Origin of the sequence: Pseudomonas sp. USHLN015 (assembly GCF_037153275.1) — a bacterium.
GTDB classification, from domain to species: Bacteria; Pseudomonadota; Gammaproteobacteria; order Pseudomonadales; family Pseudomonadaceae; genus Metapseudomonas; species Metapseudomonas tohonis.
The window spans coordinates 211976-237890 of the sequence record NZ_JBBCKP010000002.1 but is presented as its reverse complement, the minus strand read 5'-3'; the positions used below and the strand labels follow the sequence as shown (position 1 = coordinate 237890).

Sequence of the window (25915 nt, the reverse complement as noted above, 5' to 3'; positions counted from 1 at the left end):
ACAAGAACAACCATGAGCCGCTCCGTGGAAACCTCCAACTGGCCGCTGCCGGCCAATGGCGTGCGCTTCACCACGCCGCCGCGCCTGCGTCGCATGCTGGCGCGCAACCCGCTGACGGCGGGCTGTTACCCCCTGGCCCTGGGCTTCTATCCGGAGGCCGGGGGGCACCGCATGCTGCGCCTGGCACCGGACGATCACCTGCTCATCTACTGCCGTGCCGGGCAAGGCTGGCTGGAGACCGGGGATGGACGATTCGACGTGGTTGGCGGAGACCTGTTGCTGCTGCCCCGCGGGCGCATGCACGCCTATGGCGCCGACCCGCAGCGGCCCTGGAGCATCTACTGGGTGCACTTCGAGGGGGAACTGGTGGAGGACTTCCTGCGCCCGCTGGGGCCGGCCGGCCTGCGCCGTATCGGCGCCCAGCCGCGCCTGCTGGCGGACTTCGACGCGCTGCTGGGGCTGCGCCGCCACGGCCTCGCCCCGCTGCATTTCGTGCATGCCGCGCACCAGTTGCAGACCCTGCTGACCTCGCTCGCCGTTTTGCCGGCGCGTGGGGTGCTGAAGTCCGGGCGGGTGCTGGACATCGACGCAGTGCAGGCGGTGATGCGCGCGCACCTTCACGACAGCCTCAACCTCGACCAACTGGCCGCGCAGTTCAAGCTGTCGCGCTTCCACTTCGCCAAGACCTACCGTGCGCTCACCGGGCACGCGCCGATCCAGGATTTCATCCAGCTGAAGATGGCCCATGCCTGCCGCCTGCTCGACGAGGGCGACCAGGGCATCCGCCAGATCGCCGAGCAACTGGGCTACGAGGACGTCTATTACTTCTCACGGCTGTTCCGCAAGGTGGTGGGCATGGCGCCCAGCCACTACCGGGCGTTGCACCAGGGCTGATGCGTCTCAGGCGTGGCCCTTGCCGCCGAGCAGCTTGAACCAGAAGCCCACCTCGCTGGCGAGCTCCGTGCGCACCGCCTCAGGCGGCAGGCTGTCGAGGCGCTCCCCCAGCAGGCGCTGCCAGGCGGGTAGCTGCACCAGTTGTTCATCGTCGAGTTCCCGCGCGGCCAACTGGCGGGCGACCTGCACAACGTCCACCAGGTCCGCCGTGCCCTTGTGCGCGCGACACCATTCGCTGCGGTTGCGCGCGCAGTCGATGAGCTGCGGCGGCAGCTTCCAGCTGGTGAGCACGATCACCCCGACATCCGCTGAAAGCTGGTCGCAGAGGCGTTGCAGGTCGTCCTCAGCGCGTGAGACGTCGGGCCAGCGCTCCAGCTCGTCGAGCAGCGGCAGGCTGCCGATGTCCTGCACCAGGCCGGCGAGCAAGGCGTCCTCCAGCGGCAGGCTTGTCAGCAGTTGGGCCAGGCAGGCGCTGTGGGCGGCGCAGAGCAGGGCGGCATTCCAGCGGGCGCGGAAGACCTTCTGCAGGGCCGGGTCCTGGCTGGTGAACAGATGCTGGATGGCGAAACTGAGCACCAGGTTGTTCAGGCGTTGCATGCCCAGTCGCGAGATGACCTCTTGCAGGTTCACGCCCTGGCGCAGGTTGCGCAGCATCGGGGTCTCGGCGAATTGCAGCAGGTAGGCGGCGAGCGGCGGGTTGCTGTGCAGCAGGCGTGTGACCTGTTCCAGCGAGGCATGCTCGGAGGCCAGCAGCTTGCGCAGGCGCAGCGAGGTCTCCGGCATCTGCGGCACCTTGGCGTTGCCCTTGAGGAAGCTGCTGTAGAGCGAGAACTTCAGGCCATCGTGGCGGTTGTCCATCGGATGGGTTCTCCATGTTCCACCTTGATTGACAAGAGTAGAGGGCATTTTTTAGGGTGCCCGACCATTGAGCGGCCTTCGCCCGCCTCATCCGCGCCGCAAGGCGCCAGAGAACTGGAAGAGACATGACCGAGACCGTTGATCGGATAAAGCTCGAAGCGGGCTGGAAAGATGCCCTGCGCGATGAGTTCGACAAGCCCTACATGAAGGCGCTGGGTGAGTTCCTGCGCGCCGAGAAGGCCGCCGGCAAGGTGATATTCCCGCCCGGCCCCTTGATCTTCAACGCGCTGAACTCCACCCCGCTGGATGAGGTGAAGGTGGTGATCATCGGCCAGGACCCCTATCACGGCCCCGGCCAGGCCCATGGCCTGTGCTTCTCGGTGCAGCCGGGCGTGCCCATCCCGCCGTCGCTCCTGAACATCTACAAGGAGCTCAAGCGCGACCTGAACATCGACATGCCCGACCACGGCCACCTGCAGAGCTGGGCCGAGCAGGGCGTGCTGCTGCTCAACACCTCGCTGACCGTGGAGCAGGCCCGAGCCGGGTCCCACGCCAACCAGGGCTGGCAGCCGTTCACCGACCGGGTGATCGAGGTCGTCAGCGCGCACCAGCCCAACCTGGTGTTCCTGCTGTGGGGTTCCCACGCGCAGAGCAAGCAGCGCCTGATCGATTCCACCAAGCACCTGGTGCTGCGTTCCGCCCACCCTTCGCCGCTCTCGGCCTACCGCGGCTTCCTCGGCAACGGTCACTTCAGCCGCTGCAACAAGTTCCTCGAACAGCACGGCCTGGCGCCCATCGACTGGAGCGTGCCGCCGCTCTGACGGCACTGGCGCATGGCGTCGCGCGCTTTGGCGTGAGCCGCCATGCGTCGGATCACCCCTCGCTATAGCCTGCCGGGCATCCTCAACGGCCCACGACAGGACGCCCCATGCCCGCTTCCACCCCGATGCTGATCCTCCATGTCGGCGGCGAGCTGCTGCTGGCCAGCGCCTGCCTCCTGGCCGCCTGGCTCCACGGCCGCGAGCGTCAGGGCTGGCGCGCGGCGGGCTTCGTCTCGATGGCGCTGGCGGCGCTGGCCGGGGCTGCGCTCTATGCGGGGCTCGGCGTCCTCGACGAGGTGCACCGTCAACTGGCTTTCATGTCTTCGCGCATCGGCCTGCCGTTGATCGCCTTCGTCTGGCTGCGGGGCGCGTCGCGTCACCTGGCGGTGCTGGCCCTGGCGGCGGCGATGCTGCTGGCGCCGCCCCCCGTGGCGCTGGTGGGCAATGCCCTGGCCCTGCTGGCGCTGGCCTGGCCGGGGCGCTCACGACGCTGGGCGCTGGCGGTGGCCGGTTCGCTGGCGTTCCTGTTGGCGGGGCTGGTGATCGGTACCCAGGGCGACTGGCTGGGCGTGCCCCGGGTCGATTTCTTTCACCTGTGCCTGGCGTCGGCGGTGCTGGCCTGGGTCGGCGCGCGCCTGCGCGGCTGAGCCGGGGCTCAGGCCGTCGGGCACTGCAACTGCTGGATGTCCTGCCGCAGGTCCTGCAGCCGGGTGCGCAAGCGCTCGCGCTGGCTGGCGCTGGCGTCGTTGAACAGGTCGGCGAGTAGTTGCGACAGGGCGACCTGGCCCCGCTCGAAGTGGGCCCGGTAGGCCTCGCTCCAGAACGCCTCCCGCTCTTGCAGCAGGGCGGCGATACGCGGTGCGAAGCCCGCGCCGTCACGTTCGGCGAGGGCGTCGCGCAGGGCTGATTGCCAGAGCTTGCGGTTGTCGACCCACAGCGCATTGCTGTCGCCCAGGTTCTCGGCCCAGGCATCGACCTTCGCCCGTTGTTGTGCGGAGAGCTTGCCGAACCAGGGTTTGAGGCGTTTCTCCATGCGTTCGCGGCGTTGCTCGACCTGTTCGTCGCGAGGGATCAGGTGTTCCTTGCGCAGCGCGCGCTCCTTCTCGTCCAGCGAGGCGTTCAGCTCCTCCACCTGCCTGGCGTCGAGGCCCTGCAGCAAGGTGACGGTGGTCGGGGTGATCTCCACGGCGACGGCGTCGACCGCCTCCTTGAAGCCCTGCATGTGGCCGAGCAAGGCGTCGGCGTCCAGGTGGTCGGCCTGGCCCAGGCGCTCCACCTCCTGCAGCCAGGCGGCGTAGCGCGGCAGCTGGGTGCTGCAATGCCAGCGCAGGTGCGCCTGGATGCGCGGTTCGAGCCAGGTGCGCTGGCTCTTGTCGAGGCTCACGTAGTCGGCGATGGACCAGGGGATGAGCCAGTCGAGGTTGCGGTAGGCGAGGTCCAGCCGGCTGCAGGCGCCGAGGGTCAGCAGCACCAGGAGCGGCAGCCAGCGGGTGGTGCGGTTGGGGCGCGGACGTGGCATGGGGGATTACCGTCGGCGGCAGGCGATGGGCAGAGGATAGGGCAGGGCCCCCGCCAAGCGGAGCGTGGGGACATATCCGTTAATCAAATGGCCGCTGTCGGACCTCGCTGCACTCGGCGCCAACCTATGGGCAAGCGCGCTGGCGCCAGCGGCGGTAGACGGGTTCGGCGAGGAACAGCACCAGCAGCAGGCGCAGCACCTGCAAGGCGGTGACCAGGGGCACGGAGAGCTGCAGGGTCTCGGCGGTGAGGCTCATCTCGGCGATACCGCCGGGCATCATGCCGAGGGTCAGCGAGCGGATGTCCAGTGCGGTGAGCCAGCCCAGGCCGAGGGCACACAGGGTGGCGGCGCCGATCATCAGGGCCGTGCCCAGCAGGGTGCGGGCGAGGAAGCTGGGGGCGCGGCGGAAGAAGGCGCGGTCGAAGTGGCAACCCAGTCCGCTGCCGATCAGCAACTGGCCGACCTGGCTGGCACCGGGCGGCAGGCCCAGGTGCAGGTCGCAGAGGATGCTGGCGCCGGCGCTGACCAGCAGCGGGCCGAACAGCCAGGGGTTGGGTTGGCGCAGGCGTTGCCAGAGCAGGGCCAGCAACCCGCCGGCGGGCACCAGCAGGGCCAGCCAGGCCCAGTCCACCGGTGCCGCCGGGTGCAGCACCGGGCCGTCGCCCAGCAGCAGCTTGAACACCGCCGGCACGCAGAGCACCACGGCCACCACGCGCAGGCTCTGCCCGGCCGCCACGCGGCTGGGGGACGCGCCGTTGCGCAGGCCGAGGTTGACCATTTCCCCGGAGCCGCCGGGCATGCTGGAGAAGAAGGCGGTGGCCGGGTCTTCCCCGGTGCGCCGCAGCAGCCACACGGCGGCGACGCTGGAAAGGGTGGTGAACAGCGCGCCGAAGAGGATCAGCCAGAAGTGCGCCAGCACCTGCTCCACCACGGCGGGGGAGAAGTGCAGGCCGATGCCGATGCCGATGATCCATTGGCCGGTCTTGCGTCCCCCCGGCAGGTCACGGATCTGCCAGGGGGTGGCGCAGCGGAACAGGATGACCGCCACCAGGGCGCCGATCATCCACGGCAGCGGCCAGTGGGCGAGGCTGGCGAGCAGCCCGCCCGCCGCGCCCACCAGGGGCGTCGCCCACCAGCTGCGCCAGCCATCACGCATCGGCCAGGGCCTGGCGACGGGCAGCGCGACGGCGCCAGATGCGCACCAGAGGCAGGGCCAGCATCACCAGCACCAGGGCCCAGGTGCCGAGGGTGATGGGGCTGGACCAGAGGATGCCCAGCTCGCCATTGGAGATGGACAGCGCACGGCGCAGGTTCTGTTCCATCAGCCCGCCGAGGATGAAGCCCAGCAGCAGCGGCGAGAGGGGGAAGTCCAGCTTGCGCAGGATGTAGCCGAAGATGCCGATGGCGACCATCAGGAACAGGTCGAAGGTGGTGGCGTGCACGGCGTAGACGCCGATGGAGGTGATGATGGCGATCACCGGCACCAGCACCCAGTTGGGCACGTTGAGGATGCGGGTGAACAGCCGGATCATCGGGATGTTGAGGATCACCAGCATGAGGTTGGCGATGAACAGCGAGGCGATCAGGCCCCAGACGATATCCGGCTGCTGCTGGAACAGCATCGGCCCGGGGGTGATGTTGTACAGGGTCAGCGCGCCGATCATCACCGCAGTGGTGCCGGAGCCGGGGACGCCCAGGGTCAGCATCGGCACCATGGCGCCGCAGGCGGAGGCGCCGATGGCGGTTTCCGGGGCCGCCAGGCCGCGCATGTCGCCCTGGCCGAACGTGCCCTTGTCGCCGGCGAGCTTTTTCTCGGTCATGTAGGCCACGGCGCTGGCCAGGGTGGCGCCGGCGCCCGGCAGCACGCCGAGGATGAAGCCCATCACCCCGCAACGCAGGTTGACCACGGCGACCGAGGCGGCCTCCTTGAGGTTGAACAGCATGCGCCCGGTGGCCTTCACCGCGACGTGGCCGTGGTGGGTCTTCTCCAGCAGCAGGAGGATCTCGCTCACCGAGAACAGGCCCAGCACCAGCACCACGAACTGGATACCGTCGGCGACATGGATGCTGTCGAAGGTGAAGCGGTACACGCCGCTGTTGGCGTCGATGCCGATGGTGGAGAGGAACAGGCCGAGCAGGGCGGCGATGAAGGTCTTCATCGGGCGGTCGCCGGCCATGCCGCCCAGGGCGACGATGGCGAAGACCATCAGCACGAAGTACTCCGCCGGGCCGAAGGCGATGGCCCACTTGGCCAGCAGCGGGGCGAACAGCACCATGCCGCAGGTGGCGATGAAGGCACCGATAAAGGAGCTCCAGGCCGACAGCGACAGGGCCACGCCGGCCAGGCCCTGGCGGGCCATGGGGTAGCCGTCGAGGGTGGTCATCACGGTGGAGGCTTCGCCGGGGATGTTCAGCAGGATGGAGCTGATGCGCCCGCCGTACTCGCAGCCCAGGTACACGGCCGCCAGCAGGATCAGCGCCGACTCCGGCGGCAGGCCGAGGGCGAAGGCCACGGGGATCAGCAGGGCCACGCCGTTGATCGGGCCGAGGCCCGGCAGCAGGCCGACGATGGTGCCGATCAGGGTGCCGATCAGCGCGGTGACCAGGTTGTAGGGGGAAAGGGCAACGCCGAAGCCCTGGCCCAGGTAGCTCAAGGTTTCCATGTCATCACTCCAGGAAGTCGAGGACGCCCAGCGGCAGCGGCACGTCCAGGGTCTTGTCGAACAGCAGGTAGAGGCCGGCGCTGATCAGCAGCGCGGCGATGGCACTGGGCAGCCAGCGGCCGCCGTAGAGACGCGCCATGAAGACGCCGACGAGGCTGCTGGAGAGAATGAAGCCCAGCGGCTCGAAGAGCCCGGCGTAGACGACGAGCAGGGCGATGCAGGCGGCCACCTTGCGCAGCGTGGCGGCGTCCAGCGGTTGCTCGTCGTGCTGGTGCGCCACCGGTGTGGGGCGCAGCGTCAGCCAGACCAGCGCGGCGGCCATCAGCCCCAGCATCAGCAGGGGGAAGGCACGCGGGCCGACCGGCTCGTAGGAGAACGCGGCGTGGTAGTCCCAGGCCAGCACGGCAAAAACCAGGCATGCAGCGAGCAAGCCCAGACTGAACAGGCGTTGAAAAAGCATGGTGAATTCCTCGCGGGTCGAAGGCGCGGAGGGCCGGCTGGCGGGGGCGCTCAGCCGGCTGCGGAGGTGAGCCTTACTGTGTCAGGCCGAATTCCTGGGCCATCTGCTTGTACTGGGCGACCCGCGTCTTCACGTAGGCGTCCAGTTCCGGGCCGGTCATGGCGAAGGGGAACAGCTCGCGCTGGTCGCGCAGCTTGACGAAGTCCTCGGAGGCCAGCAGTTGGTCGAAGGCGGCCTTCCACCAGGCGTAGTCCTCGTCGCTGACCTTGGGCCCCAGGTAGAAGCCGCGCACCACCGGCCAGGTGATGTCGTAGCCCTGTTCCTTGGCGGTGGGGATGCCCGACTTGTCGTCACCGGGCAGGCGCTCGTCGGAGAGCACGGCGAGGATGCGCATGTTGCCGGCGAGGATGTGCGGCATGGAGTCGGAGATGTCGGTGCTGCCGACCTGGATGTGCCCGCCGAGCAGGGCGGTGGCGATCTCGCCGCCGCCTTCCAGGGCCACGTAGCGCAGGTTGCGCGGGTCGATACCGGCGGCCTTGGCCAGGAGGGCGGTCTGCATCCAGTCCTGGCTGCCGACGGTGCCGGAGGAGCCGATCACCACCTTGCCCGGGTCGGCCTTGAGGGCCTTGACCAGGTCGTCGAGGTTCTTGTAGGGCGAGTCGTTGCGCACGGCGATGGCGCCGTAGCTGGTGCCGATGCCGGCCAGCCAGCGCACGGCGTTCTCGTCGAAGCGACCGAACTTGCCCTGGGCGAGGTTGAGCAGCGAGCCGCTGGACCAGGCGGTGATGGTGCCGGCGTCACCGGGGCGCTGGGCGACCACGGCGTTGTAGGCCACCGCGCCGACGCCGCCGGGCATGTAGGTGACGCGCATCGGCTTGCTCAGCAGCTTGGCGTCCATCAGGGCGCTCTGCGCCAGCTTGCAGGTGAGGTCGAAGCCGCCGCCGGGCGCGGCCGGGGCAATGCACTCGGGGCGCTTGGGCTCGGCCAGCAGTTGGCTGGAGAGCAGCAGGCCGGTGGCGAGCAGGGCGAGGCGGGTGAGGGCGATCTTCATCGGTGTTCTCCTGTGGAGTCTTATTGTGGATCACCAGATCGGCAGGGCGTAGCTGACGATCAGGCGCAGCTCGTCCGCGTCACGGGCGAAGGTGGAACGGAAACCGGCGTGGCGGGCACGGAAGGTGAGGTCCTTGAGCGTGCCGCTCTGCACCACGTATTTGAACTCGACGTCGCGCTCCCACTCGCGGCCTTCCTCGGCGCTGTTGGTGACCTGGGCGTTGTCGCTGGTGATGTAGCGGGTCATGAAGCTCAGGCCGGGCACGCCCATGGCGGCGAAGTCCAGGTCGTAGCGGGCCTGCCAGGAGCGCTGGTCGGCGTTGGCGAAGTCGTTGATCTGCACGAAGTTGACCAGGAAGGGGTCGCTGCCATCGACGTAGGCGAAGCCGGTGTCGCCGCTCATGCGCTGGTAGCCGAGGCCGACCTTGTGGCTGCCCTGGCCGTAGCTGAGCATGCCGTTGAGCGCGCGGTTGTCCACCTTGCCCGCGTCGGCGCGGCCGCTGTCGTCGCTGATGGCGTAGCGCAGGTCGGCGCTGAGGGTGCCGGCGCCCAGGGGCTGGGCGGCGAGCAGACCGAAGAAGTGCTGGCGGTAGACGTCGTCCAGCTCGGCGAAGTAGTAGCGCCCGGTGAGCTGCTTGCTGAAGGCGTAGTCGGCGCCGGCGAGGTCGAAGTGCGAACCGCTGGCAGCGCTGGCGAAGCGGCGGTTCTTGTTGTTCAGGGCGATGTCTTCGGAGTTGGTCGAGGCGCGGTCCTTGACCTCGCGCAGGCGACCGCCGGTGAAGCTGAGGCCTTCGATCTCCTTGGAGGTGAGCAATCCGCCCTCGAACACCTGGGGCAGGATGCGGCTGTCGCTGGCCTTGACCACCGGCAGTTCGGGGATGTGGCTGCCCAGGCGCAGCTCGCTCCTGGAGAAGCGCACCTTGGCGGTGAGGCCGAGCTTGCCGTATTCGTCCGGGGTGCCGCCGTCGTCCTGCACTGGCAGCAGGTCGGTGCCGCTCTGGCCGCGACCGGAGTCGAGCTTGATGCCGAGCATGCCGAGGGCGTCCAGGCCGAAGCCGACGGTGCCTTCGGTGTAGCCGGATTCGATGTTGAGGATGAAGCCCTGGGCCCATTCGTCGCGGCGGGACTGGCCGTCGCCGTCACGGAAATCGCGGTTCAGGTAGATGTTGCGGGCTTCCAGGGTCGCCGAGCTGTCCTTGAGGAAGTCGGCCTGGGCGAAGGGGGCGAGGGTGCAGCCTGCGAGGGCGAGGGTGAGGGTGCGAACAGGCGGCAGCGCCTGCCGGGAGGCAGTGAGCATCGTTGGTCTCCAATTCTTGTTTTTGTTAGCGCGGGCCCGACCAGGAGCCTGCGTCTGCGGGTGGTTCTTGCCACCCTGGCCGGATGCTAGGGCCTGAAACTTTCGCCAGGCTTTCAACGTGAAAGAAATCTCCGGTGTCATTCACAGCGGCTTTCCGGCCGTTACACTTCAGCCCGATCGCTGCCTTCCGGAGTACACCGCCTTGCGAATCCTGCTGGTCGAAGACCACCCCCAACTGGCCGAGAGCGTCGCCCAGGCCTTCAAGGCCGTGGGCTGGACGGTGGATGTGCTGCACGACGGCGTGGCCGCCGACCTGGCCCTGGCCAGCGAGGACTACGCCCTGGCGGTGCTCGACGTGGGGCTGCCGCGCCTGGACGGCTTCGAGGTGCTGGCGCGCCTGCGCGGGCGGGGCAAGACGTTGCCGGTGCTGATGCTCACCGCGCGTGGCGAGGTGAAGGACCGGGTGCATGGCCTCAACCTCGGCGCGGACGACTACCTGGCCAAGCCCTTCGAGCTGTCCGAGCTGGAGGCGCGGGTCAAGGCGCTGTTGCGGCGCAGTGTGCTCGGTGGTGAGCAGCAGCAGCGCTGCGGTCCGTTGCTCTACGACCTGGGCACCCGGCGCTTCAGCCTGGACGACGAGGTGCTGACGCTCACCTCCCGCGAGCAGGCGGTGCTGGAGGTGCTGATCGCCCGCCCGGGGCGGGTGATGAGCAAGGAGCAACTGGCTTCCCAGGTGTTCGGCCTGGACCAGGAGGCGAGCCCGGACGCCATCGAGATCTACATCCACCGCCTGCGCAAGAAGCTGGAAGGCAGTGCGGTGCGCATCGTCACCTTCCGTGGCCTCGGCTACCTGCTGGAACACCAGGATGCGTGAGGCCGGCAGCCTGCGCGGACGGCTGCTGCGGCGCCTGGCCGCGCTGCTTGCGGTGCTGTTGCTGATCGGTAGCCTGACTGCCTACTTCAATGCCCGCGACGCCGCCGACACCGCCTATGACCGCACCCTGCTGGCTTCGGCGCGGGCCATTTCCGCCGGGCTCTACGAGGCTGACGGGCGGCTCAAGGCCGATGTGCCCTATGTGGCCCTGGACACCTTTGCCTACGACAGCGCGGGGCGCATCTTCTACCAGGTGACCGACATCGAGGGGAAACTGGTTTCCGGCTACGAGAACCTGCCCGGCCCGCCCAGGGGGACGCCGCGCACCGACGACTACCCGGCCCTGGCGCGCTTCTACGATGCGCGCTACGACGGCGTCGACGTGCGCGTGGTGAGCCTGCTGCGGCCGGTGAGCGAGGAGAGCATCAACGGCATGGCGGAAATCCGCGTGGCCGAGACCGAGGAGGCCCGCGAGCGCCTGGCGCGGGGGTTGCTGGTGGACACTCTGTGGCGTCTGGCGGTGATGTCGCTGGCTGCCCTGGGGCTGGTGTGGATGGTGGTGAGCGCGGCCCTGCGCCCGCTGAACCAGCTGCGCAACGCCGTGGAGGAGCGCCAGGCCGATGACCTGCGCCCGCTGCCGGTGGTGGCGGTGCAGACCGAGCTGAAGCCGCTGGTGGATGCGCTGAACCAGTTCACCGAGCGCCTGCGCGGGCTGTTCCAGCGCCAGGCGGATTTCATCGCCGATGCCTCCCACGAGTTGCGCACGCCGCTGGCGGCGCTCAAGGCGCGGGTGGAGCTGGGGTTGCGCGAGCGGGAGCCTGCGCAGTGGTATCGCACCCTGGAGGACACCGCCGCCAACACCGACCGGCTGACCCATCTGGCCAACCAGCTGTTGTCCCTGGCACGCATCGAGAGCGGTGCGCGGGCCATCGCCGAGGGTGGGGCCGAGCGCATCGAGCTGGGCGCCCTGGCCCGTGAGCTGGGCATGGCCCTGGCGCCGCTGGCCCATGCGCGGGGCATCGCCCTGGCCCTGGAGGCGGAGGACATGGCCTGGGTGATGGGCGAGCCGACGCTGCTCAACGAGCTGCTCAGCAACCTGGTGGACAACGCCCTGGCGCATACGCCCAAGGGCGGCAATGTGACCCTGCGGGTGCTGGCGCCGGCGGTGCTGGAGGTGGAAGACGATGGCAGCGGCATCCCCGCCGAGGACCGCGACAAGGTGTTCGAGCGCTTCTACCGGCGTTCGTCGCAGGCCAGCGGCGCGGGGCTGGGGCTGGCGATAGTCGGGGAAATCTGCCGGGCACACCTGGCGGAGATCAGCCTGCATGACGGCATCTCGGGTGGCTTGCGGGTGCGGGTGAGCTTCCCGTCGGCCTAGGGCAGCATGCTCAGCGGCTGCTGGGCTTCGAGCAGGTAGCGGGCGATTTTGCCGCTGTCGCGCAGGTGGGCCAGGCCCCGGTTGAAACGGGTGATGCGTTCGGCATTGGCCGGGTCGGAACGCGACAGCAGCAGATGCAGGGTGTCGCTGCGCAGCGGTTGGGCGTGGAAGCTGACGCGAGCACGTTCGGCGCTGGTGAAGTTGTCCTGGAGCATGGCGATGGCGACGATCTTGTCCACCGGGAATACGTCGATACGCCCGGCCAGCAGCATGCGCAGGCCCTGTTCCTCGCTGGGCAGGCGCTGCACCCGTAGGCGCCCTTCGGCCTCGGCGCGCTGGAAGGCCTCGCCGTAGTCGTAGCCGAGGGTGGCACCGAGGCGCAGGCCGGCGAGGTCTTCGACCCGCCGCCAGTCGAGCGGCAGGTCCTTGCGGTGGAACAGGTAGTAGCCGCTCTCGATCACCGGGTCGCTGACGAAGAAGCGTGCGTCGCGCTCGGCGTTGCGCAGCCAGACCGCGCTGCCGTCGCGCTCGCCGCGTTCGGCCAGATACAGGGCGCGGGCCCAGGGGTAGAACTCCCAGCGCACGTGGATCCCTTCAAGGGCGAACGCTTCGGCGACGATGCGCGAGGCCACGCCCTGGTGAGGCAGCTTCTCGCCGAGATAGGGCGCCCATTCACCATTGGTGAGGCGCAGCTCCTGGGCGGCGCAAGCGCCGCTCAGGCAGAGGGAGAGGAACAGGAGTAGGGCGCGCATCCGTGACTTCCTTGGACTCCGGAATGCCCGGAGTCTAGCGACGTTTTCGCGGATGCGCGTTGCAGCTGTATTACTGCAGCATGCCCATGGCCGCTTCCATGGCGGCGGAGAGGTCTTCGTCGGCCTGCATGTCCACCTGCGGGTCGAGGCCCAGCTTGGCGAACGCCGGGATCTGGCTCCAGTCGAGCTGGGTATAGGGGTGCTCGCTGCCCAGGTAGCTTTGCAGGGTGGCGACCTGGACGATATCGACGTAGTCGACCTTGGGCGAGTTGCGGGTGAAGTCGAGGAACTGGCTCGGGACCTGGGCGATCGGTTCGGGGAATTCCCAGGCACGCAGGATTCGGTCGCCGATGATCGGGTGGATGCGCTCGATCACGTGGTTGAGGCTGATGGAGTCGGCCAGCAGCTCGTAGTGTTCCTCGGCGTAGGTGAGGATCGGCAGCACACCGATCTGGTGCACCAGGCCGGCCAGGGTCGCCTGGTCCGGGGCGAGGCGGGTGTAGTGGCGGCAGAGCACGTGGCAGATGCCGGCGATCTCGGTGCTCTTGTTCCACACTTCGCGCATCTTGCGGTCGACCACGTCGGAGGTGGCCTGGAACATCTGCTCCATGGCAAGGCCCGTGGCCAGGTTGCAGGTGTAGTTGATGCCGAGACGGCTGATGGCCATCTGCAGGTCGGTGATTTCCTTGTTGGTACGCAGCAGCGGGCTGTTCACCACCTTGATGATGCGCGCGGTGAGGGCGGCGTCGTTGCCGATCACCTTGGACAGGGCCGGGATGCTGACATCCGGGTCTTCGGCGGCTTCGCGCACCTTGAGCGCGACTTCGGGAAGGGTGGGCAGGACCAGTTCGTCGTTGTCGATGGCGTTGATCAGGTCTTGTTGAACGCGTTCTGCAAGCTTGCTCATGGATGCTCTCTTGAAAAGGGGACGGGCCGGTGCTGTCTAGCGCTGAATCTCGCGGTTGGCATCCAGGGTGTAGGGCAGTGTCAGCAGGTCGAGGGTTGGGCCGTCGGCCGCCTTCAGGTGGATCCGTCCGTCATTCACCGCATCTTCCTGGAGTACGGCGAGCAATTCGAATCCCGTTTCTGCCGGTGCGGCCAGCACCACCTCGCCCACGCTGCTCGAATGCACGGGGGAGAAGAGTTCGGTGCCCGGCGCCGGGCGCTCCCCTGCGGGTAGGGCGAGGCGTTGCAGGCGGCGCTTGAGCTTGCCCAGGTACTGCATGCGGGCGACGATTTCCTGCCCGGTGTAGCAGCCCTTCTTGAAGCTGACGCCGCCGACGGCCTGGAGGTTGATCATCTGCGGGATGAACAGCTCGCGGGTGGCGGCGAAGACCTGGCCCACGCCGGCGCGGACCTGTGCGAGCAGCCAGGCGTCCAGGGGCGCCTCGGGCAGGTGCGCGGCCAGGCGGGTGCGCAGGGCGTCAGCCTCAGCGCGAGGGGCCCATAGTTCGCTGCGGCCGTCGGACAGGCGCAGGGCGATCAGGCCATTGGCGCGGGTGATGCTGTCGGCGTCCTGCGGCAGTTCGAGGCCCAGGCCCAGCAGCACGTCGTCGCCCCGGGCGAGGCCGAAGCGCACCCAGTCGGGGGTTTCGTCACCGAGGGTGGACTTGGAGAACACGGCGTATTTCTTCAGGTCCGCCAGTTGCGCTTCCAGCAGCGCCGCGTCGAGCGCCAGCAGGAAGCCGTCGCCTTCGGAGAGTATGCGGAAGCTGGAAACCATGCGGCCCTTGGGGGTGCAGCGCGCACCGAGGCTGGTGGTGCGCTCGTCGAGGTAGGCGAGGTTGCAGGTGACCTGGCCCTGGAGGAACTTGGCGGCGTCCACGCCACGTACGGCGAGCAGGCCTTCGTGGGTGAGCGGGCAGAAGAATGCTGAGTCGGCCATCGGTGTTCGCAGGAGTGGGGGTCTGGGGCGTCATGATAGAGCCCGCCATGCCGGTTGTCAGCGGGTGCCGCATGCGGCTCGGGTCGTTATAATGCCGGCCTCTTCCCTGGAGGCGCTCTGATGGCCGACGCAACTGAACTGAACCGACTCTTCTGGCACAGCCGCCGCGGCATGCTGGAGCTCGATGTGCTGCTGGTACCTTTCGTCCGGGAGGTGTACCCCAGCCTCGATGAGGCGGACCAGGCGCGCTTCCGCAAGCTGCTCGAATGCGAGGACCAGGACATGTTCGGCTGGTTCATGCAACGCGGTGAGCCGGAAGATTCCGACCTGCGGTACATGGTGAAAATGATCCTGGACCGTGTCCAGCCCAAGTAGCGCCTTCGAATGCCACTGGCGCCCTTCGCGGCGCCTGCTGGTGCTCTACCTGTCGCTGTTCTCCCTGGCATTGGTCGCCGTGGCCTGTGCCGAGCTGCCCCGGTGGGCACAGCTCGCTTGCCTGTTCGCCTGCCTGGCCCATGCGGCCTGGACACTGCCGCGCCAGGTGCTGCTGGCGTCCGCCTCATCCATCCGGGGTTTGCGCCTGGATGCCGACGGCTGGCGGCTGCGGCGCCACGACGGGCAATGGTGCGCCGTGCGCCTGAGTCCCGACAGCCTGGCGTTGCCGATGGCGGTGTTGCTGGTCTATCGCCCCGAGGGCGCGATCATGACACGGGGCCTGTGCATCCCCGCGGATTCACTGGATGAGCGGAGCCACAGGCGCCTGCGCGTGCACCTGCGCTTCAATCGCCATAGATGGGTGGCGCCAGGATAGTGTCGCGGGCCTCGGGCAACTGGTCGGGATAATCGAGCGTGTAGTGCAGGCCGCGGCTTTCGCGGCGTTGCATGGCCGACTCGATCATCAGCTCGGCGACCTGGGCCAGGTTGCGCAGCTCGATCAGGTCGCGGCTGACCTTGTAGTTGGAATAGAACTCGTCGATCTCGCTGAGCAGCAGGCGCACCCGGTGCTGGGCGCGTTGCAGGCGCTTGTTGGTGCGCACGATTCCGACGTAGTCCCACATGAATCGCCGCAGTTCGTCCCAGTTGTGCGCGATGATCACGTCCTCGTCCGAGTCGGTGACCTGGCTGGCGTCCCAGGCCGGGAGACGGGCGGGCAGGGGGATGGTGTCGAGCTGGGCGAGCATGTCGTGGGCCGCGGCGCGGGCGTAGACGAAGCACTCCAGCAGCGAGTTGCTGGCCATGCGGTTGGCGCCGTGCAGGCCGGTGAAGCTGGTCTCGCCGATGGCATAGAGGCCGGGGATGTCGGTGTGGCCATCGCGGTCGACCACCACGCCGCCGCAGGTGTAGTGGGCGGCGGGTACCACCGGGATCGGCTGGCGGGTGATGTCGATGCCGAAGTCCAGGCAGCGCTCGTAGACGGTCGGGAAGTGGCTTTTGACGAACTCGGCCGGCTTGTGGCTGATGTCCAGGTAGACGCAGTCGATGCCCAGGCGCTTCATCTCGTGGTCGATGGCGCGGGCGACGATGTCGCGCGGGGCCAGTTCGGCACGGGGGTCGAAGCGCTGCATGAAGCGTTCACCGTTGGGCAGCTTGAGCAGGCCGCCCTCGCCGCGCACCGCTTCGGTGATGAGGAAGCTCTTGGCCTGCGGGTGGTAGAGGCAGGTGGGGTGGAACTGGTTGAACTCCAGGTTGCCCACCCGGCAGCCGGCGCGCCAGGCCATGGCGATGCCGTCGCCACAGGCGCCGTCGGGGTTGCTGGTATAGAGGTAAACCTTGGCCGCGCCGCCGGAGGCGAGGGCGGTGAAGCGGGCGCCGTAGGTGTCGACTTCGCCACTGGCGCGGTTGAGCACGTAGGCGCCGAGGCAGCGATGCCCCTCGAGGCCGAGCTTGCGCTCGGTGATCAGGTCGACGGCGACGCGCTGTTCCAGCAATTCGACGTTCGGGCGCCGACGAGCCTGTTCCAGCAGGGTGTTGAAGATGGCAGCGCCAGTGGCGTCGGCGGCGTGGATGATGCGCCGATGGCTGTGGCCGCCCTCGCGGGTCAGGTGGAATTCGAAGCCACCGTCCTCGCGGGCGTTTTCGTCCTCGCGGGTGAAGGGCACCCCCTGGTCGATCAGCCATTGGATCGCCTGGCGGCTGTTCTCGACGGTGAAGCGCACGGCGTCTTCCCGGCACAGGCCGGCGCCGGCTACGAGGGTGTCCTCGACATGGGAATCGACGGTGTCGGTGTCGTCCAGGACCGCCGCCACCCCCCCTTGTGCCCAGTAGGTTGACCCGTTGGAAAGGTCGCCTTTACTCAAGACTGCGATGCGCAGGTGCTCGGGCAACGTCAGCGCCAGGGTGAGGCCGGCTGCACCGCTGCCGATCACCAGGACGTCGTGCTGAAAGTGTTGGCTCATGTCGGGATCCCGCGAAAATGCGGCCACTAGTATATAGAGGGGGTGGGCGGCACAATAGCGGGCTTATGTCCGGCAGAGAATCCCGGGAACTTTCTTAGTCCCCCTGGTTTCTTACCTCCGTCGCACATGAGGTGACGTGCTTGTTGAGTTGTGCCGCGGAGCGTTTCCTGCGTTCCTGGCAGCGGCAAATCAGGCGAAAAATTATCCGCGCAGCAGTGGCCAGTGCTCTGCTGCGCGATTCCGTGCAAGACGGAAACAGTCTTGTAGGAAGCTTGCTTGGAGGGGAGAACTTTTGCGCAACGCCCGAGTCTATTTTGGCAAGCCGATCCACTGGCTGGCGCAGTGCCCCTCGAGCTCCAACGAGGAGTGTCCATGCTAACCCAGGAACAGGATCAGCAACTGGTCGAACGGGTGCAGCGAGGCGACAAACGAGCTTTCGATCTTCTGGTGCTGAAGTATCAGCACAAGATTCTGGGTCTGATCGTGCGATTCGTCCACGACGCCCAGGAAGCTCAGGATGTTGCTCAGGAGGCCTTCATCAAGGCCTATCGCGCACTTGGGAATTTTCGCGGTGACAGCGCTTTCTACACATGGCTGTACCGCATCGCCATCAACACGGCGAAGAACCATCTGGTGGCGCGCGGTCGGCGCCCGCCGGATAGCGATGTGAGTGCCGAGGATGCGGAGTTCTACGATGGCGACCATGCCCTCAAGGACAACGAATCACCGGAACGGGCATTGCTGCGGGATGAGATCGAAGGCACCGTCCATCGGACCATCCAGCAATTGCCGGAAGATTTGCGTACTGCGCTGACTTTACGTGAATTCGATGGTCTGAGTTACGAGGACATTGCCAGCGTCATGCAATGTCCGGTTGGTACGGTTCGCTCGCGTATTTTCAGGGCGCGAGAAGCTATAGATAAAGCCCTGCAACCTTTGTTGCAGGAATCCTGAGACAGCGGCGACAGCTAAGAGAGGAATCGCCATGAGTCGTGAAGCCCTGCAGGAATCGCTGTCCGCGGTAATGGATAACGAAGCGGATGAACTGGAGTTGCGACGTGTGCTCGCGTCCAGCGGCGATGAGGAGCTCCGTTCCACCTGGTCTCGCTACCAGATAGCGCGTGCCGTTATGCACAAGGAACTGATCGAGCCGCGCCTCGACATCGCCGCCGCGGTTTCCGCCGCGCTGGCTGATGAGGCGCTGCCGGCCCAGGCCGCTCGCGGTCCTTGGCGCAGCCTTGGCCGCCTGGCGGTTGCCGCTTCGGTGACGCTGGCCGTGCTCGCTGGTGTGCGTATGTACAACCAGGACGAGGTGGGCGCCCAGCAGCTGGCCCAGCAAAGCGCTCCGCAGCCGGTGATCAGTGCGCCGCAAGCCAGCAAGGACACCGTTCTTGCCGGTTACAGCACTGACTCCCAAGGCGTGCGTCCGCCGCTGTCTGGTGCCGCGCAAGCGACCTCGGGTTGGCATGATCAGCGCCTGCCGGCCTACCTGCGCCAGCATGCCCAGCAGGCCGCCATGAGTGGGACCGACAGTGCGCTGCCCTATGCGCGTGCCGCCAGCCTGGAAAGCCGCTAAGGAGAAACATGCGCGCATTTCCACTCTTCGTGTTGCTCGGCGGTGGTTGGCTGGTTCAGGCCGCCCACGCCGCCGATGCACAGGACTGGCTGAAGCGACTCGCTGACGCCGAGCAGCGGCAGAATTTCCAGGGCACCTTCGTCTATGAACGAAGCGGCAGCTTCTCCACCCATCAGGTCTGGCATCGCGTCGATGCCGGCAAGGTGCGTGAAAGGCTGCAGCAGCTCGATGGGCCCGCCCAGGAAATCCTCCGTGTGGATGGACGTACCGAATGTGTGAGTGGGGCGCTTTCCGACCAGATGGTCGACGGCCAGGTCTGGCCGGCCCGTGATCTCGATGTCGCCCAGGTGGCAAAGTCCTATGACCTGAGCCTGGTGGGCGAGTCGCGAGTGGCGGGGCGCCAGGCCGTGGTGCTCTCACTCAACCCGCGCGACCAGCATCGGTACGGCTTCGAGTTGCATCTGGACCGGGAGACCGGCCTGCCGCTCAAGTCATTGATGCTCAATGAGAAGGGCATGCTGCTGGAGCGTTTCCAGTTCACCCAGATCGACACCACGCAAGCACCCAGTGACAGCCAGCTCCAGGCGGGGCAGGGCTGTGAGCCCGTACGCTACGCCGAGGCGCCCAAGGCCCTGGCCAGCGCCTGGCGCTCCGATTGGTTGCCGGAAGGGTTCGCCCTGACCAGTGCGGTCCAGCGTCGCAGCCCGGTATCGACGGATCCGGTGGCCTGCCTGCTCTATGGCGATGGCCTGGCGCGCTTCTCTGTCTTCCTCGAGCCCCTGCACGGTGCGTCTGTGGAAGATGTGCGTGTCGAGCTCGGTCCGACTGTTGCCGTATCCCGTCGGCTCGGCACCAGCGAAGGTGACGTGATGGTGACTGTGGTTGGCGAAATCCCCGTGGGAACTGCGGAGCGCATTGCGTTGTCTATGCGTACGGCCGGAACCGCAGCCCCCCAGGCGGCCCAGTGAATTGAACGACGCCGGGGCGGAGCAGCCATGTCCATGCGAGCCCGTCAGGGTTCATGGGCTGATCGCTCCTCGGCGTTGGTCCCCGCAAGCGAATTCTTGTTTATGGTGTATCGGGCTGGGGGCATTCCCCCGGCCCGAATTGCGTTTGCCCGCCGGGCCGGTCGGCTCGTGACGGGTTCACATTCCTCGTTTCATGACGGGAGCTGTATGTCGATGCTAAGCATGAAATCCTGCATGTCCGCGGTCGCGGCCCTGCTGCTGCTCGGTCAAACCCTTGTCGCCCGGGCGGAGCTGCCCGACTTCACCCCGCTGGTGGAGGAGGCCTCTCCGGCGGTCGTCAACATCAGTACGCGGCAGAAGCTTCCGGATCGCGCCGTCGCCGGCAACCAGGCCATGCCCGACCTTGAAGGCCTGCCGCCCATGCTCCGCGAGTTCTTCGAGCGCAGCATGCCGCAGATGCCGCGTAACCCGGGCGGTGGTCGCCAGCGCGAGGCGCAATCCCTGGGTTCGGGTTTCATCATCTCCAAGGACGGCTACGTCCTGACCAACAACCATGTGGTGGCCGACGCCGACGAGATCATCGTGCGCCTGTCCGACCGCAGCGAGCTCGAAGCCAAGCTGATCGGTGCCGACGCGCGCACCGACGTGGCCCTGCTCAAGGTCGAAGGCAAGGACCTGCCCATCGTCAAGCTCGGCAAGTCCGACGCCCTGAAGGTCGGCAGCTGGGTGCTGGCCATCGGCTCCCCCTTCGGCTTCGACCACTCGGTGACCGCCGGTATCGTCAGCGCCAAGGGGCGCAGCCTGCCGAACGAGAACTACGTGCCCTTCATCCAGACCGACGTGGCCATCAACCCGGGTAACTCCGGTGGCCCCCTGTTCAACCTGGATGGCGAGGTCGTGGGCATCAACTCGCAGATATTCACCCGCTCCGGCGGCTTCATGGGGCTGTCCTTCGCCATCCCGATCGACGTCGCCATGAGCGTCGCCGACCAGCTCAAGGCCGAGGGCAAGGTCAGCCGTGGCTGGCTCGGTGTGGTGATTCAGGAAGTGAACAAGGACCTGGCCGAATCCTTCGGCTTGGACAAACCCGCAGGTGCCCTGGTGGCCCAGGTGCTCGACGACGGTCCTGCAGCCAAGGGCGGCCTCCAGGTCGGCGACGTCATCCTCAGCATGAATGGCCAGCCGATCGTCATGTCCGCCGACCTGCCGCATCTGGTCGGTGCCCTCAAGCCGGGTAGCAAGATCGACCTCGACGTGGTCCGCGAGGGGTCGCGCAAGAAGCTGGCGCTGACCATCGGCTCCCTGCCCGAAGATGGGGAGGAAGTGACCTCCACCGGCGCGCCGCAAGGTGCCGAGCGCAGCAGCAACCGCCTGGGCGTGCTGGTCGCCGAACTGTCCGCCGAGCAGAAGAAGAGCCTCGACATCAAGGGTGGTGTAGTGATCAGGGAAGTCCAGGACGGCCCGGCCGCCCTGATGGGCCTGCGTCCGGGTGACGTGATCAGCCACCTGAACAACCAGTCCATCGACTCGGTGCAGACCTTCGCCAAGGTAGCCAAGGAGTTGCCGAAGAACCGATCCGTGTCCATGCGCGTGCTGCGCCAGGGCCGTGCCAGCTTCATCACCTTCAAGCTTTCGGAGTAATCCGATGCACTGAAAAAGGGCGACCCGGGTCGCCCTTTTTCATGCCTGCGCTCCGCCATGCGGGCGTGACGCCCGCGCTGCCGATCAGGTAAACTCCCCGGCTATTTTTCGGCAAGCAACCGGCTTGCGGCTTTTTTCGAGTGTCGACCCCGTGAGTGACCTGAGTCATATCCGCAATTTTTCGATCATCGCCCACATCGACCATGGCAAGTCGACCCTGGCCGACCGCTTCATCCAGATGTGCGGCGGCCTGTCCGATCGCGAGATGGAGGCCCAGGTGCTGGACTCCATGGACCTGGAACGCGAGCGCGGCATCACCATCAAGGCCCACAGCGTGACCCTGCACTACAAGTCGCAGGATGGTAAGACCTACCAGTTGAATTTCATCGATACCCCCGGCCACGTCGACTTCACCTATGAAGTCAGCCGCTCGCTGGCCGCCTGCGAAGGCGCGCTGCTGGTGGTGGATGCCGGCCAGGGCGTCGAGGCGCAGTCGGTCGCCAACTGCTACACCGCCATCGAGCAGGGCCTGGAAGTGATGCCGGTCCTGAACAAGATGGACCTGCCCCAGGCCGAGCCCGAGCGGGTCAAGGAAGAGATCGAGCACATCATCGGCATCGACGCCACCGACGCGGTGCCGTGCAGCGCCAAGAGCGGCATGGGCGTGATCGACGTGCTCGAGCAACTGGTCAAGGTCATCCCGCCGCCCGAAGGCGAGATCGACGCGCCGCTGCAGGCGCTGATCATCGACTCCTGGTTCGACAACTACCTGGGCGTGGTCTCGCTGGTACGCGTCAAGCACGGCCGGGTGAAGAAGGGCGACAAGATCCTGGTGAAATCCACCGGCAAGATCCACCAGGTGGACAGCGTCGGCGTCTTCACCCCCAAGCACACCGAGATGGCCGACCTCAAGGCCGGTGAAGTGGGCTTCATCATCGCCGGCATCAAGGACATCCTCGGTGCCCCCGTGGGCGACACCCTGACCCTGTCCAACACCCCGGATGTCGATGTGCTGCCGGGCTTCCAGCGCATCAAGCCGCAGGTCTACGCCGGCTTGTTCCCGGTCAGCTCCGACGACTTCGAGGACTTCCGCGAAGCGCTGCAGAAGCTGACCCTGAACGATGCCGCCCTGCAGTACGAGCCGGAAAGCTCCGAGGCCCTGGGCTTCGGCTTCCGCATCGGCTTCCTCGGCATGCTGCACATGGAGATCATCCAGGAGCGCCTGGAGCGCGAGTACGACCTGGACCTGATCACCACCGCGCCCACCGTTATCTTCGAAGTGGTGCAGAAGAACGGCGAGACGATCTACGTCGACAACCCGTCCAAGCTGCCCGACCTCTCGTTCATCGAGGACATGCGCGAGCCCATCGTGCGTGCCAACATCCTCGTGCCCCAGGAACACCTGGGCAACGTCATCACCCTGTGCATCGAGAAGCGTGGCGTGCAGCGCGACATGCAATTCCTCAGCAGCCAGGTTCAGGTTTGCTACGACCTGCCGATGAACGAAGTGGTACTCGATTTCTTCGACCGCCTGAAATCCGTGAGCCGTGGCTATGCGTCCCTGGATTACAGCTTCGACCGTTTCCAGTCGGCCAACCTGGTCAAGCTGGACGTGTTGATCAACGGCGAGAAGGTCGATGCCCTGGCGCTCATCGTGCACCGCGACCAGGCCCACTACAAAGGCCGCGCGCTGACCGAGAAGATGAAGGAACTGATCCCACGGCAGATGTTCGACGTGGCGATCCAGGCGGCGATCGGTGGTCAGATCGTCGCGCGTACTACCGTCAAGGCGCTCAGGAAGAACGTTCTGGCCAAATGCTACGGTGGCGACGTGAGCCGTAAGAAGAAGCTGCTGGAAAAGCAGAAGGCCGGTAAGAAAAGGATGAAGCAGGTCGGCAGTGTGGAGATTCCACAGGAAGCCTTCCTCGCAGTGCTCAAAGTGGATAGCTAGGGTCTATGTCGATCAATTTCCCGCTTCTGTTGGTTCTCGCCGTGGCTGTCTGCGGCGTGCTCGCTCTCATCGATCTGGTTCTGCTGGCTCCGCGCCGGCGCTCCGCGATTGCCGCCTACCAGGGGCAAGTCAGCGAGCCCGACCCGGAGGTGATGGAAAAGCTCGACAAGGAGCCCTTGCTGGTGGAATACGGCAAGTCCTTCTTCCCGGTGCTGGCCATCGTGCTGGTGCTGCGGTCGTTCCTGGTCGAGCCCTTCCAGATTCCGTCCGGGTCGATGAAACCGACCCTGGAAGTAGGGGATTTCATCCTGGTCAACAAGTTCGCCTACGGCATACGCCTGCCGGTGGTGGACACCAAGGTGATCGAAGTCGGCGACCCGCAGCGCGGTGATGTCATGGTGTTCCGCTACCCCAGCGACCCGAACATCAACTACATCAAGCGCGTGGTCGGCCTGCCGGGCGACCGCATCGCCTACAGCAGCGACAAGCGCCTGACCGTCAATGGCGAGCAGGTGGCCGAGAAACTGGTCGGCGACGAGCCCGGCACCCTGGGCAGCTCCCGTCTCTACGAGGAGAAGCTGGGCGAGGCCGAGCACCTGATCCGCAAGGAAATGAAGCGCTACCGCATGGAGCCGGGCAAGGAATGGGTGGTGCCGCAAGGGCATTACTTCATGATGGGCGACAACCGCGACAACTCGAACGACAGTCGCTACTGGAACGACCCCAACATTCCCAAGGACCTGCTCGGCATGGTTCCTGACCGCAACATCGTCGGCAAGGCCTTCGCCGTGTGGATGAGCTGGCCGGACCCGAAGATGAACAACCTGCCCAACTTCTCCCGCGTAGGCCTCATTCACTGAGGCTTGCCGACTTTCGCTTTTGCGGCGCTGTTCAACGCAGCGCCGCCCGCTATATATAGTCTTGCAACGGGCCAGCCGGCCCGCATAACAACACTGACAATGAGGTCATCATGACGTTTGCGCATTCGCAGAGGGGCTTGTCGATACTGGGCTGGCTGGTTGTCCTGGCCATCGTGGCGTTCCTGGCCAGTACCGCCTTCAAGATCATTCCGCACTACATGGATTACTACGCGCTCGAGAAGCTCATCAAGTCCGTTGAGAACGAGAAAGGTCAGGCCATATCCACGCCGCGCGATTTCCTGGACTACGTGCGCAAGGGCATGATGGTCAACAGCATCCGCGACATCGATCTGGAGAAGGCCCTGCAGGTCAAGGTCGAGAACAACGACTTCTATGCCACGCTGAAATACGAAAAACGCGAGCCGCTGATCGAGAACCTCGACCTGGTGGTGCACTTCGACAAAGAATTCCGTGTGCGAGTCCCGTGAGCGTATCCCTCAGCCGTCTCGAGCGTCAGCTCGGCTACACCTTCCAGGACCAGGGTCTGATGACCCTGGCCCTGACCCATCGCAGCTTCGCCGGGCGCAACAACGAGCGCCTGGAGTTCCTCGGTGATGCCATCCTCAACTTCGTCGCCGGCGAGGCGCTCTACGAGCGTTTCCCCCAGGCGCGTGAAGGCCAGCTCTCGCGCCTGCGCGCCCGCCTGGTCAAGGGCGAGACCCTGGCACTGCTGGCCAGGGGCTTCGAGCTGGGCGAATACCTGCGCCTGGGCTCCGGCGAGCTGAAGAGCGGTGGTTTCCGCCGCGAGTCCATTCTCGCCGATGCGCTGGAAGCGCTGATCGGGGCCATCTACCTCGATGCCGGCATGGATTGCGCGCGCGAGCGCGTGCTGGCCTGGCTGCACAACGAGTTGGAAGGCCTGACGCTGGTCGATACCAACAAGGACCCCAAGACCCGCCTGCAGGAATTCCTCCAGTCGCGGGCCTGCGAACTGCCCCGCTATGAAGTGGTGGATATCCAGGGCGAGCCCCATTGCCGCACCTTCTTCGTCGAGTGCGAAGTTGCCCTGCTGAATGACAAGACCCGAGGCCAAGGTGCCAGCCGACGCATCGCCGAACAGGTGGCGGCGGCGGCGGCACTGGTGGCCCTGGGCGTGGAGAACGGCCATGACTGAATCGAACAACCCGCGCTGCGGCTACGTGGCTATCGTCGGGCGTCCCAACGTCGGCAAGTCCACGCTGCTCAACCACATCCTCGGGCAGAAGCTCGCGATCACCTCGCGCAAGCCCCAGACCACCCGCCACAACATGCTCGGCATCAAGACCGAGGGCGAGGTCCAGGCCGTCTACGTCGACACCCCCGGCCTGCACAAGAACAACGAGAAGGCGCTCAACCGCTACATGAACAAGACCGCCTCGGCCGCCCTCAAGGACGTCGACGTAGTGATCTTCGTGGTGGACCGCAACCGTTGGACCGACGAGGACCAACTGGTGCTCGAACGCGTCCAGTACGTCCAGGGCCCGGTGATCCTGGCCATCAACAAGACCGACCGCCTGGATGACAAGGCCGACCTGATGCCGCACCTGGCCTGGCTCCAGGAGCAACTGCCCAACGCCGAGGTGGTGCCCATCTCCGCCCAGCAGGGGCACAACCTCGACACCCTCGAGCGCCTGGTCGCCGAGCGCCTGCCCGAGGGCGAGCACTTCTTCCCCGAGGACCAGATCACCGACCGCAGCAGCCGCTTCCTCGCCGCCGAACTCGTGCGCGAGAAGATCATGCGCCAGCTGGGTGCCGAACTGCCCTACCAGATCACCGTCGAGATCGAGGAGTTCAAGCAGGAAGGCCGCATCCTCCATATCCACGCGCTGATCCTGGTGGAGCGCGACGGCCAGAAGAAAATCATCATCGGCGACGGTGGCGAGCGCATCAAACGCATCGGCCAGGAGGCGCGCAAGGACATGGAGGTGCTGTTCGACTCCAAGGTCATGCTCAACCTCTGGGTCAAGGTGAAGGGCGGCTGGTCCGACGACGAGCGTGCCCTGCGTTCCCTGGGCTACAACGACCAGTAACCG

Annotated in this window: 27 protein-coding genes; 16 read left to right on the top strand and 11 right to left on the bottom strand. The window is 66.5% G+C overall.

Going from position 1 to position 25915, the window contains the following annotated elements:
- Window positions 1–12 precede the first annotated feature (12 nt).
- On the top strand, window positions 13–894 hold the full coding sequence (locus WFQ67_RS04125; protein ID WP_111260495.1) for an AraC family transcriptional regulator: 882 nt from the start codon (window positions 13–15) through the stop codon (window positions 892–894).
- Window positions 895–900: 6 nt separating this feature from the next.
- Here WFQ67_RS04125 and WFQ67_RS04120 read toward each other — a convergent pair whose 3' ends face one another.
- Window positions 901–1752, bottom strand: coding sequence for an HDOD domain-containing protein (locus WFQ67_RS04120; protein ID WP_337056243.1), 852 nt, complete (start codon window positions 1750–1752; stop codon window positions 901–903).
- Between the two features lie 125 nt (window positions 1753–1877).
- Between WFQ67_RS04120 and ung the strand changes: the two genes are divergently transcribed.
- Together ung and WFQ67_RS04110 are read left to right on the top strand one after the other, a co-directional pair.
- A complete protein-coding gene (gene ung / locus WFQ67_RS04115; RefSeq protein ID WP_213625793.1) occupies window positions 1878–2573 on the top strand; it encodes a uracil-DNA glycosylase in 696 nt (231 codons plus the stop codon).
- Between the two features lie 107 nt (window positions 2574–2680).
- Window positions 2681–3220 carry a hypothetical protein gene (locus tag WFQ67_RS04110; protein WP_337056242.1) on the top strand — a complete coding sequence of 180 codons (540 nt, stop codon included), beginning with the start codon at window positions 2681–2683 and terminating at the stop codon, window positions 3218–3220.
- 8 nt (window positions 3221–3228) lie between these two features.
- Here the strand turns inward: WFQ67_RS04110 and WFQ67_RS04105 are convergent, their stop codons facing one another.
- The 6 genes from WFQ67_RS04105 to WFQ67_RS04080 form a co-directional block, all read right to left on the bottom strand.
- Complete coding sequence (locus tag WFQ67_RS04105) at window positions 3229–4092, bottom strand: DUF6279 family lipoprotein (RefSeq protein ID WP_337056241.1); 864 nt, start codon at window positions 4090–4092, stop codon at window positions 3229–3231.
- Window positions 4093–4216: 124 nt separating this feature from the next.
- Complete coding sequence (locus WFQ67_RS04100; protein WP_337056240.1) at window positions 4217–5248, bottom strand: AbrB family transcriptional regulator; 1032 nt, start codon at window positions 5246–5248, stop codon at window positions 4217–4219.
- Window positions 5241–6755 carry a tripartite tricarboxylate transporter permease gene (locus WFQ67_RS04095; protein WP_337056239.1) on the bottom strand — a complete coding sequence of 505 codons (1515 nt, stop codon included), beginning with the start codon at window positions 6753–6755 and terminating at the stop codon, window positions 5241–5243. Before WFQ67_RS04095 ends, WFQ67_RS04100 begins: the two co-directional genes overlap by 8 nt.
- 4 nt (window positions 6756–6759) lie before the next feature.
- Window positions 6760–7215 carry a tripartite tricarboxylate transporter TctB family protein gene (locus WFQ67_RS04090; protein ID WP_337056238.1) on the bottom strand — a complete coding sequence of 152 codons (456 nt, stop codon included), beginning with the start codon at window positions 7213–7215 and terminating at the stop codon, window positions 6760–6762.
- A 73-nt stretch (window positions 7216–7288) separates the two neighbouring features.
- The gene (locus tag WFQ67_RS04085) at window positions 7289–8266 is read right to left on the bottom strand and encodes a Bug family tripartite tricarboxylate transporter substrate binding protein (protein WP_337056237.1); all 978 of its coding nucleotides are present in this window, start codon (window positions 8264–8266) and stop codon (window positions 7289–7291) included.
- Window positions 8267–8296: 30 nt separating this feature from the next.
- Entirely contained in the window at window positions 8297–9562 is a 1266-nt protein-coding gene (locus tag WFQ67_RS04080; RefSeq protein WP_213625787.1) for an OprD family porin, read from the bottom strand.
- Between the two features lie 202 nt (window positions 9563–9764).
- Between WFQ67_RS04080 and WFQ67_RS04075 the strand changes: the two genes are divergently transcribed.
- Together WFQ67_RS04075 and WFQ67_RS04070 are read left to right on the top strand one after the other, a co-directional pair.
- Entirely contained in the window at window positions 9765–10436 is a 672-nt protein-coding gene (locus WFQ67_RS04075; RefSeq protein WP_173172071.1) for a response regulator, read from the top strand.
- Entirely contained in the window at window positions 10429–11814 is a 1386-nt protein-coding gene (locus WFQ67_RS04070) for a sensor histidine kinase (protein ID WP_337056236.1), read from the top strand. The genes WFQ67_RS04075 and WFQ67_RS04070 overlap by 8 nt, the downstream gene beginning before the upstream one ends.
- Here the strand turns inward: WFQ67_RS04070 and WFQ67_RS04065 are convergent.
- The 3 genes from WFQ67_RS04065 to ygfZ all read right to left on the bottom strand — a co-directional run bounded on the left by WFQ67_RS04065 (window position 11811) and on the right by ygfZ (window position 14451).
- A complete protein-coding gene (locus tag WFQ67_RS04065; protein WP_213625786.1) occupies window positions 11811–12566 on the bottom strand; it encodes a substrate-binding periplasmic protein in 756 nt (251 codons plus the stop codon). The genes WFQ67_RS04070 and WFQ67_RS04065 overlap by 4 nt on opposite strands.
- Window positions 12567–12636: 70 nt before the next feature.
- On the bottom strand, window positions 12637–13473 hold the full coding sequence (locus WFQ67_RS04060; RefSeq protein ID WP_213625785.1) for an HDOD domain-containing protein: 837 nt from the start codon (window positions 13471–13473) through the stop codon (window positions 12637–12639).
- Window positions 13474–13509: 36 nt separating this feature from the next.
- On the bottom strand, window positions 13510–14451 hold the full coding sequence (gene ygfZ / locus WFQ67_RS04055) for a CAF17-like 4Fe-4S cluster assembly/insertion protein YgfZ (protein ID WP_337056235.1): 942 nt from the start codon (window positions 14449–14451) through the stop codon (window positions 13510–13512).
- Window positions 14452–14571: 120 nt separating this feature from the next.
- Here ygfZ and WFQ67_RS04050 point away from each other — a divergent pair, with 120 nt between their 5' ends.
- Window positions 14572–14826: an FAD assembly factor SdhE gene (locus WFQ67_RS04050; protein WP_173172079.1), complete on the top strand. Its 255-nt coding sequence runs from the start codon at window positions 14572–14574 to the stop codon at window positions 14824–14826.
- Window positions 14810–15262, top strand: a complete 453-nt coding sequence (locus WFQ67_RS04045; protein ID WP_213625783.1) for a protein YgfX — start codon at window positions 14810–14812, stop codon at window positions 15260–15262. Before WFQ67_RS04050 ends, WFQ67_RS04045 begins: the two co-directional genes overlap by 17 nt.
- Here WFQ67_RS04045 and nadB read toward each other — a convergent pair.
- A complete protein-coding gene (gene nadB, locus WFQ67_RS04040; RefSeq protein ID WP_337056234.1) occupies window positions 15231–16847 on the bottom strand; it encodes an L-aspartate oxidase in 1617 nt (538 codons plus the stop codon). The genes WFQ67_RS04045 and nadB overlap by 32 nt on opposite strands.
- Window positions 16848–17219: 372 nt before the next feature.
- On the opposite strand from nadB, the gene rpoE reads away from it, so the two are divergent.
- From rpoE to era, 9 genes are all read left to right on the top strand, one after another.
- Entirely contained in the window at window positions 17220–17801 is a 582-nt protein-coding gene (gene rpoE, locus WFQ67_RS04035; RefSeq protein WP_021221243.1) for an RNA polymerase sigma factor RpoE, read from the top strand.
- A gap of 31 nt (window positions 17802–17832) precedes the next feature.
- Window positions 17833–18423, top strand: coding sequence for a sigma-E factor negative regulatory protein (locus WFQ67_RS04030; RefSeq protein WP_213625781.1), 591 nt, complete (start codon window positions 17833–17835; stop codon window positions 18421–18423).
- Window positions 18424–18431: 8 nt separating this feature from the next.
- A complete protein-coding gene (locus WFQ67_RS04025; protein WP_213625780.1) occupies window positions 18432–19391 on the top strand; it encodes a MucB/RseB C-terminal domain-containing protein in 960 nt (319 codons plus the stop codon).
- Window positions 19392–19604: 213 nt separating this feature from the next.
- Window positions 19605–21032, top strand: coding sequence for a DegQ family serine endoprotease (locus WFQ67_RS04020; RefSeq protein WP_178082926.1), 1428 nt, complete (start codon window positions 19605–19607; stop codon window positions 21030–21032).
- Between the two features lie 151 nt (window positions 21033–21183).
- Window positions 21184–22983 (top strand): translation elongation factor 4, encoded by a 1800-nt coding sequence (lepA, locus tag WFQ67_RS04015; RefSeq protein ID WP_111260515.1) that lies wholly within the window; start codon window positions 21184–21186, stop codon window positions 22981–22983.
- 5 nt (window positions 22984–22988) lie between these two features.
- Complete coding sequence (gene lepB / locus WFQ67_RS04010; protein WP_111260516.1) at window positions 22989–23843, top strand: signal peptidase I; 855 nt, start codon at window positions 22989–22991, stop codon at window positions 23841–23843.
- 110 nt (window positions 23844–23953) lie between these two features.
- Complete coding sequence (locus WFQ67_RS04005; protein ID WP_213625779.1) at window positions 23954–24331, top strand: DUF4845 domain-containing protein; 378 nt, start codon at window positions 23954–23956, stop codon at window positions 24329–24331.
- Window positions 24328–25017 carry a ribonuclease III gene (gene rnc / locus WFQ67_RS04000; protein WP_111260518.1) on the top strand — a complete coding sequence of 230 codons (690 nt, stop codon included), beginning with the start codon at window positions 24328–24330 and terminating at the stop codon, window positions 25015–25017. Before WFQ67_RS04005 ends, rnc begins: the two co-directional genes overlap by 4 nt.
- Complete coding sequence (gene era / locus WFQ67_RS03995; protein ID WP_111260519.1) at window positions 25010–25912, top strand: GTPase Era; 903 nt, start codon at window positions 25010–25012, stop codon at window positions 25910–25912. Before rnc ends, era begins: the two co-directional genes overlap by 8 nt.
- Window positions 25913–25915: the final 3 nt, after the last annotated feature.

Excerpts from the sequence above, each read along its gene's own strand:
- WFQ67_RS04125 (WP_111260495.1), top strand. The coding sequence starts at position 13 with ATGAGCCGCTCCGTGGAAACCTCCAACTGGCCGCTGCCGGCCAATGGC.
- WFQ67_RS04120 (WP_337056243.1), bottom strand. The coding sequence starts at position 1,752 with ATGGACAACCGCCACGATGGCCTGAAGTTCTCGCTCTACAGCAGCTTC.
- ung (WP_213625793.1), top strand. The coding sequence starts at position 1,878 with ATGACCGAGACCGTTGATCGGATAAAGCTCGAAGCGGGCTGGAAAGAT.
- WFQ67_RS04110 (WP_337056242.1), top strand. The coding sequence starts at position 2,681 with ATGCCCGCTTCCACCCCGATGCTGATCCTCCATGTCGGCGGCGAGCTG.
- WFQ67_RS04105 (WP_337056241.1), bottom strand. The coding sequence starts at position 4,092 with ATGCCACGTCCGCGCCCCAACCGCACCACCCGCTGGCTGCCGCTCCTG.
- WFQ67_RS04100 (WP_337056240.1), bottom strand. The coding sequence starts at position 5,248 with ATGCGTGATGGCTGGCGCAGCTGGTGGGCGACGCCCCTGGTGGGCGCG.
- WFQ67_RS04095 (WP_337056239.1), bottom strand. The coding sequence starts at position 6,755 with ATGGAAACCTTGAGCTACCTGGGCCAGGGCTTCGGCGTTGCCCTTTCC.
- WFQ67_RS04090 (WP_337056238.1), bottom strand. The coding sequence starts at position 7,215 with ATGCTTTTTCAACGCCTGTTCAGTCTGGGCTTGCTCGCTGCATGCCTG.
- WFQ67_RS04085 (WP_337056237.1), bottom strand. The coding sequence starts at position 8,266 with ATGAAGATCGCCCTCACCCGCCTCGCCCTGCTCGCCACCGGCCTGCTG.
- WFQ67_RS04080 (WP_213625787.1), bottom strand. The coding sequence starts at position 9,562 with ATGCTCACTGCCTCCCGGCAGGCGCTGCCGCCTGTTCGCACCCTCACC.
- WFQ67_RS04070 (WP_337056236.1), top strand. The coding sequence starts at position 10,429 with ATGCGTGAGGCCGGCAGCCTGCGCGGACGGCTGCTGCGGCGCCTGGCC.
- WFQ67_RS04065 (WP_213625786.1), bottom strand. The coding sequence starts at position 12,566 with ATGCGCGCCCTACTCCTGTTCCTCTCCCTCTGCCTGAGCGGCGCTTGC.
- WFQ67_RS04060 (WP_213625785.1), bottom strand. The coding sequence starts at position 13,473 with ATGAGCAAGCTTGCAGAACGCGTTCAACAAGACCTGATCAACGCCATC.
- ygfZ (WP_337056235.1), bottom strand. The coding sequence starts at position 14,451 with ATGGCCGACTCAGCATTCTTCTGCCCGCTCACCCACGAAGGCCTGCTC.
- WFQ67_RS04050 (WP_173172079.1), top strand. The coding sequence starts at position 14,572 with ATGGCCGACGCAACTGAACTGAACCGACTCTTCTGGCACAGCCGCCGC.
- nadB (WP_337056234.1), bottom strand. The coding sequence starts at position 16,847 with ATGAGCCAACACTTTCAGCACGACGTCCTGGTGATCGGCAGCGGTGCA.
- rpoE (WP_021221243.1), top strand. The coding sequence starts at position 17,220 with ATGCTAACCCAGGAACAGGATCAGCAACTGGTCGAACGGGTGCAGCGA.
- WFQ67_RS04030 (WP_213625781.1), top strand. The coding sequence starts at position 17,833 with ATGAGTCGTGAAGCCCTGCAGGAATCGCTGTCCGCGGTAATGGATAAC.
- WFQ67_RS04025 (WP_213625780.1), top strand. The coding sequence starts at position 18,432 with ATGCGCGCATTTCCACTCTTCGTGTTGCTCGGCGGTGGTTGGCTGGTT.
- WFQ67_RS04020 (WP_178082926.1), top strand. The coding sequence starts at position 19,605 with ATGCTAAGCATGAAATCCTGCATGTCCGCGGTCGCGGCCCTGCTGCTG.
- lepB (WP_111260516.1), top strand. The coding sequence starts at position 22,989 with ATGTCGATCAATTTCCCGCTTCTGTTGGTTCTCGCCGTGGCTGTCTGC.
- WFQ67_RS04005 (WP_213625779.1), top strand. The coding sequence starts at position 23,954 with ATGACGTTTGCGCATTCGCAGAGGGGCTTGTCGATACTGGGCTGGCTG.
- era (WP_111260519.1), top strand. The coding sequence starts at position 25,010 with ATGACTGAATCGAACAACCCGCGCTGCGGCTACGTGGCTATCGTCGGG.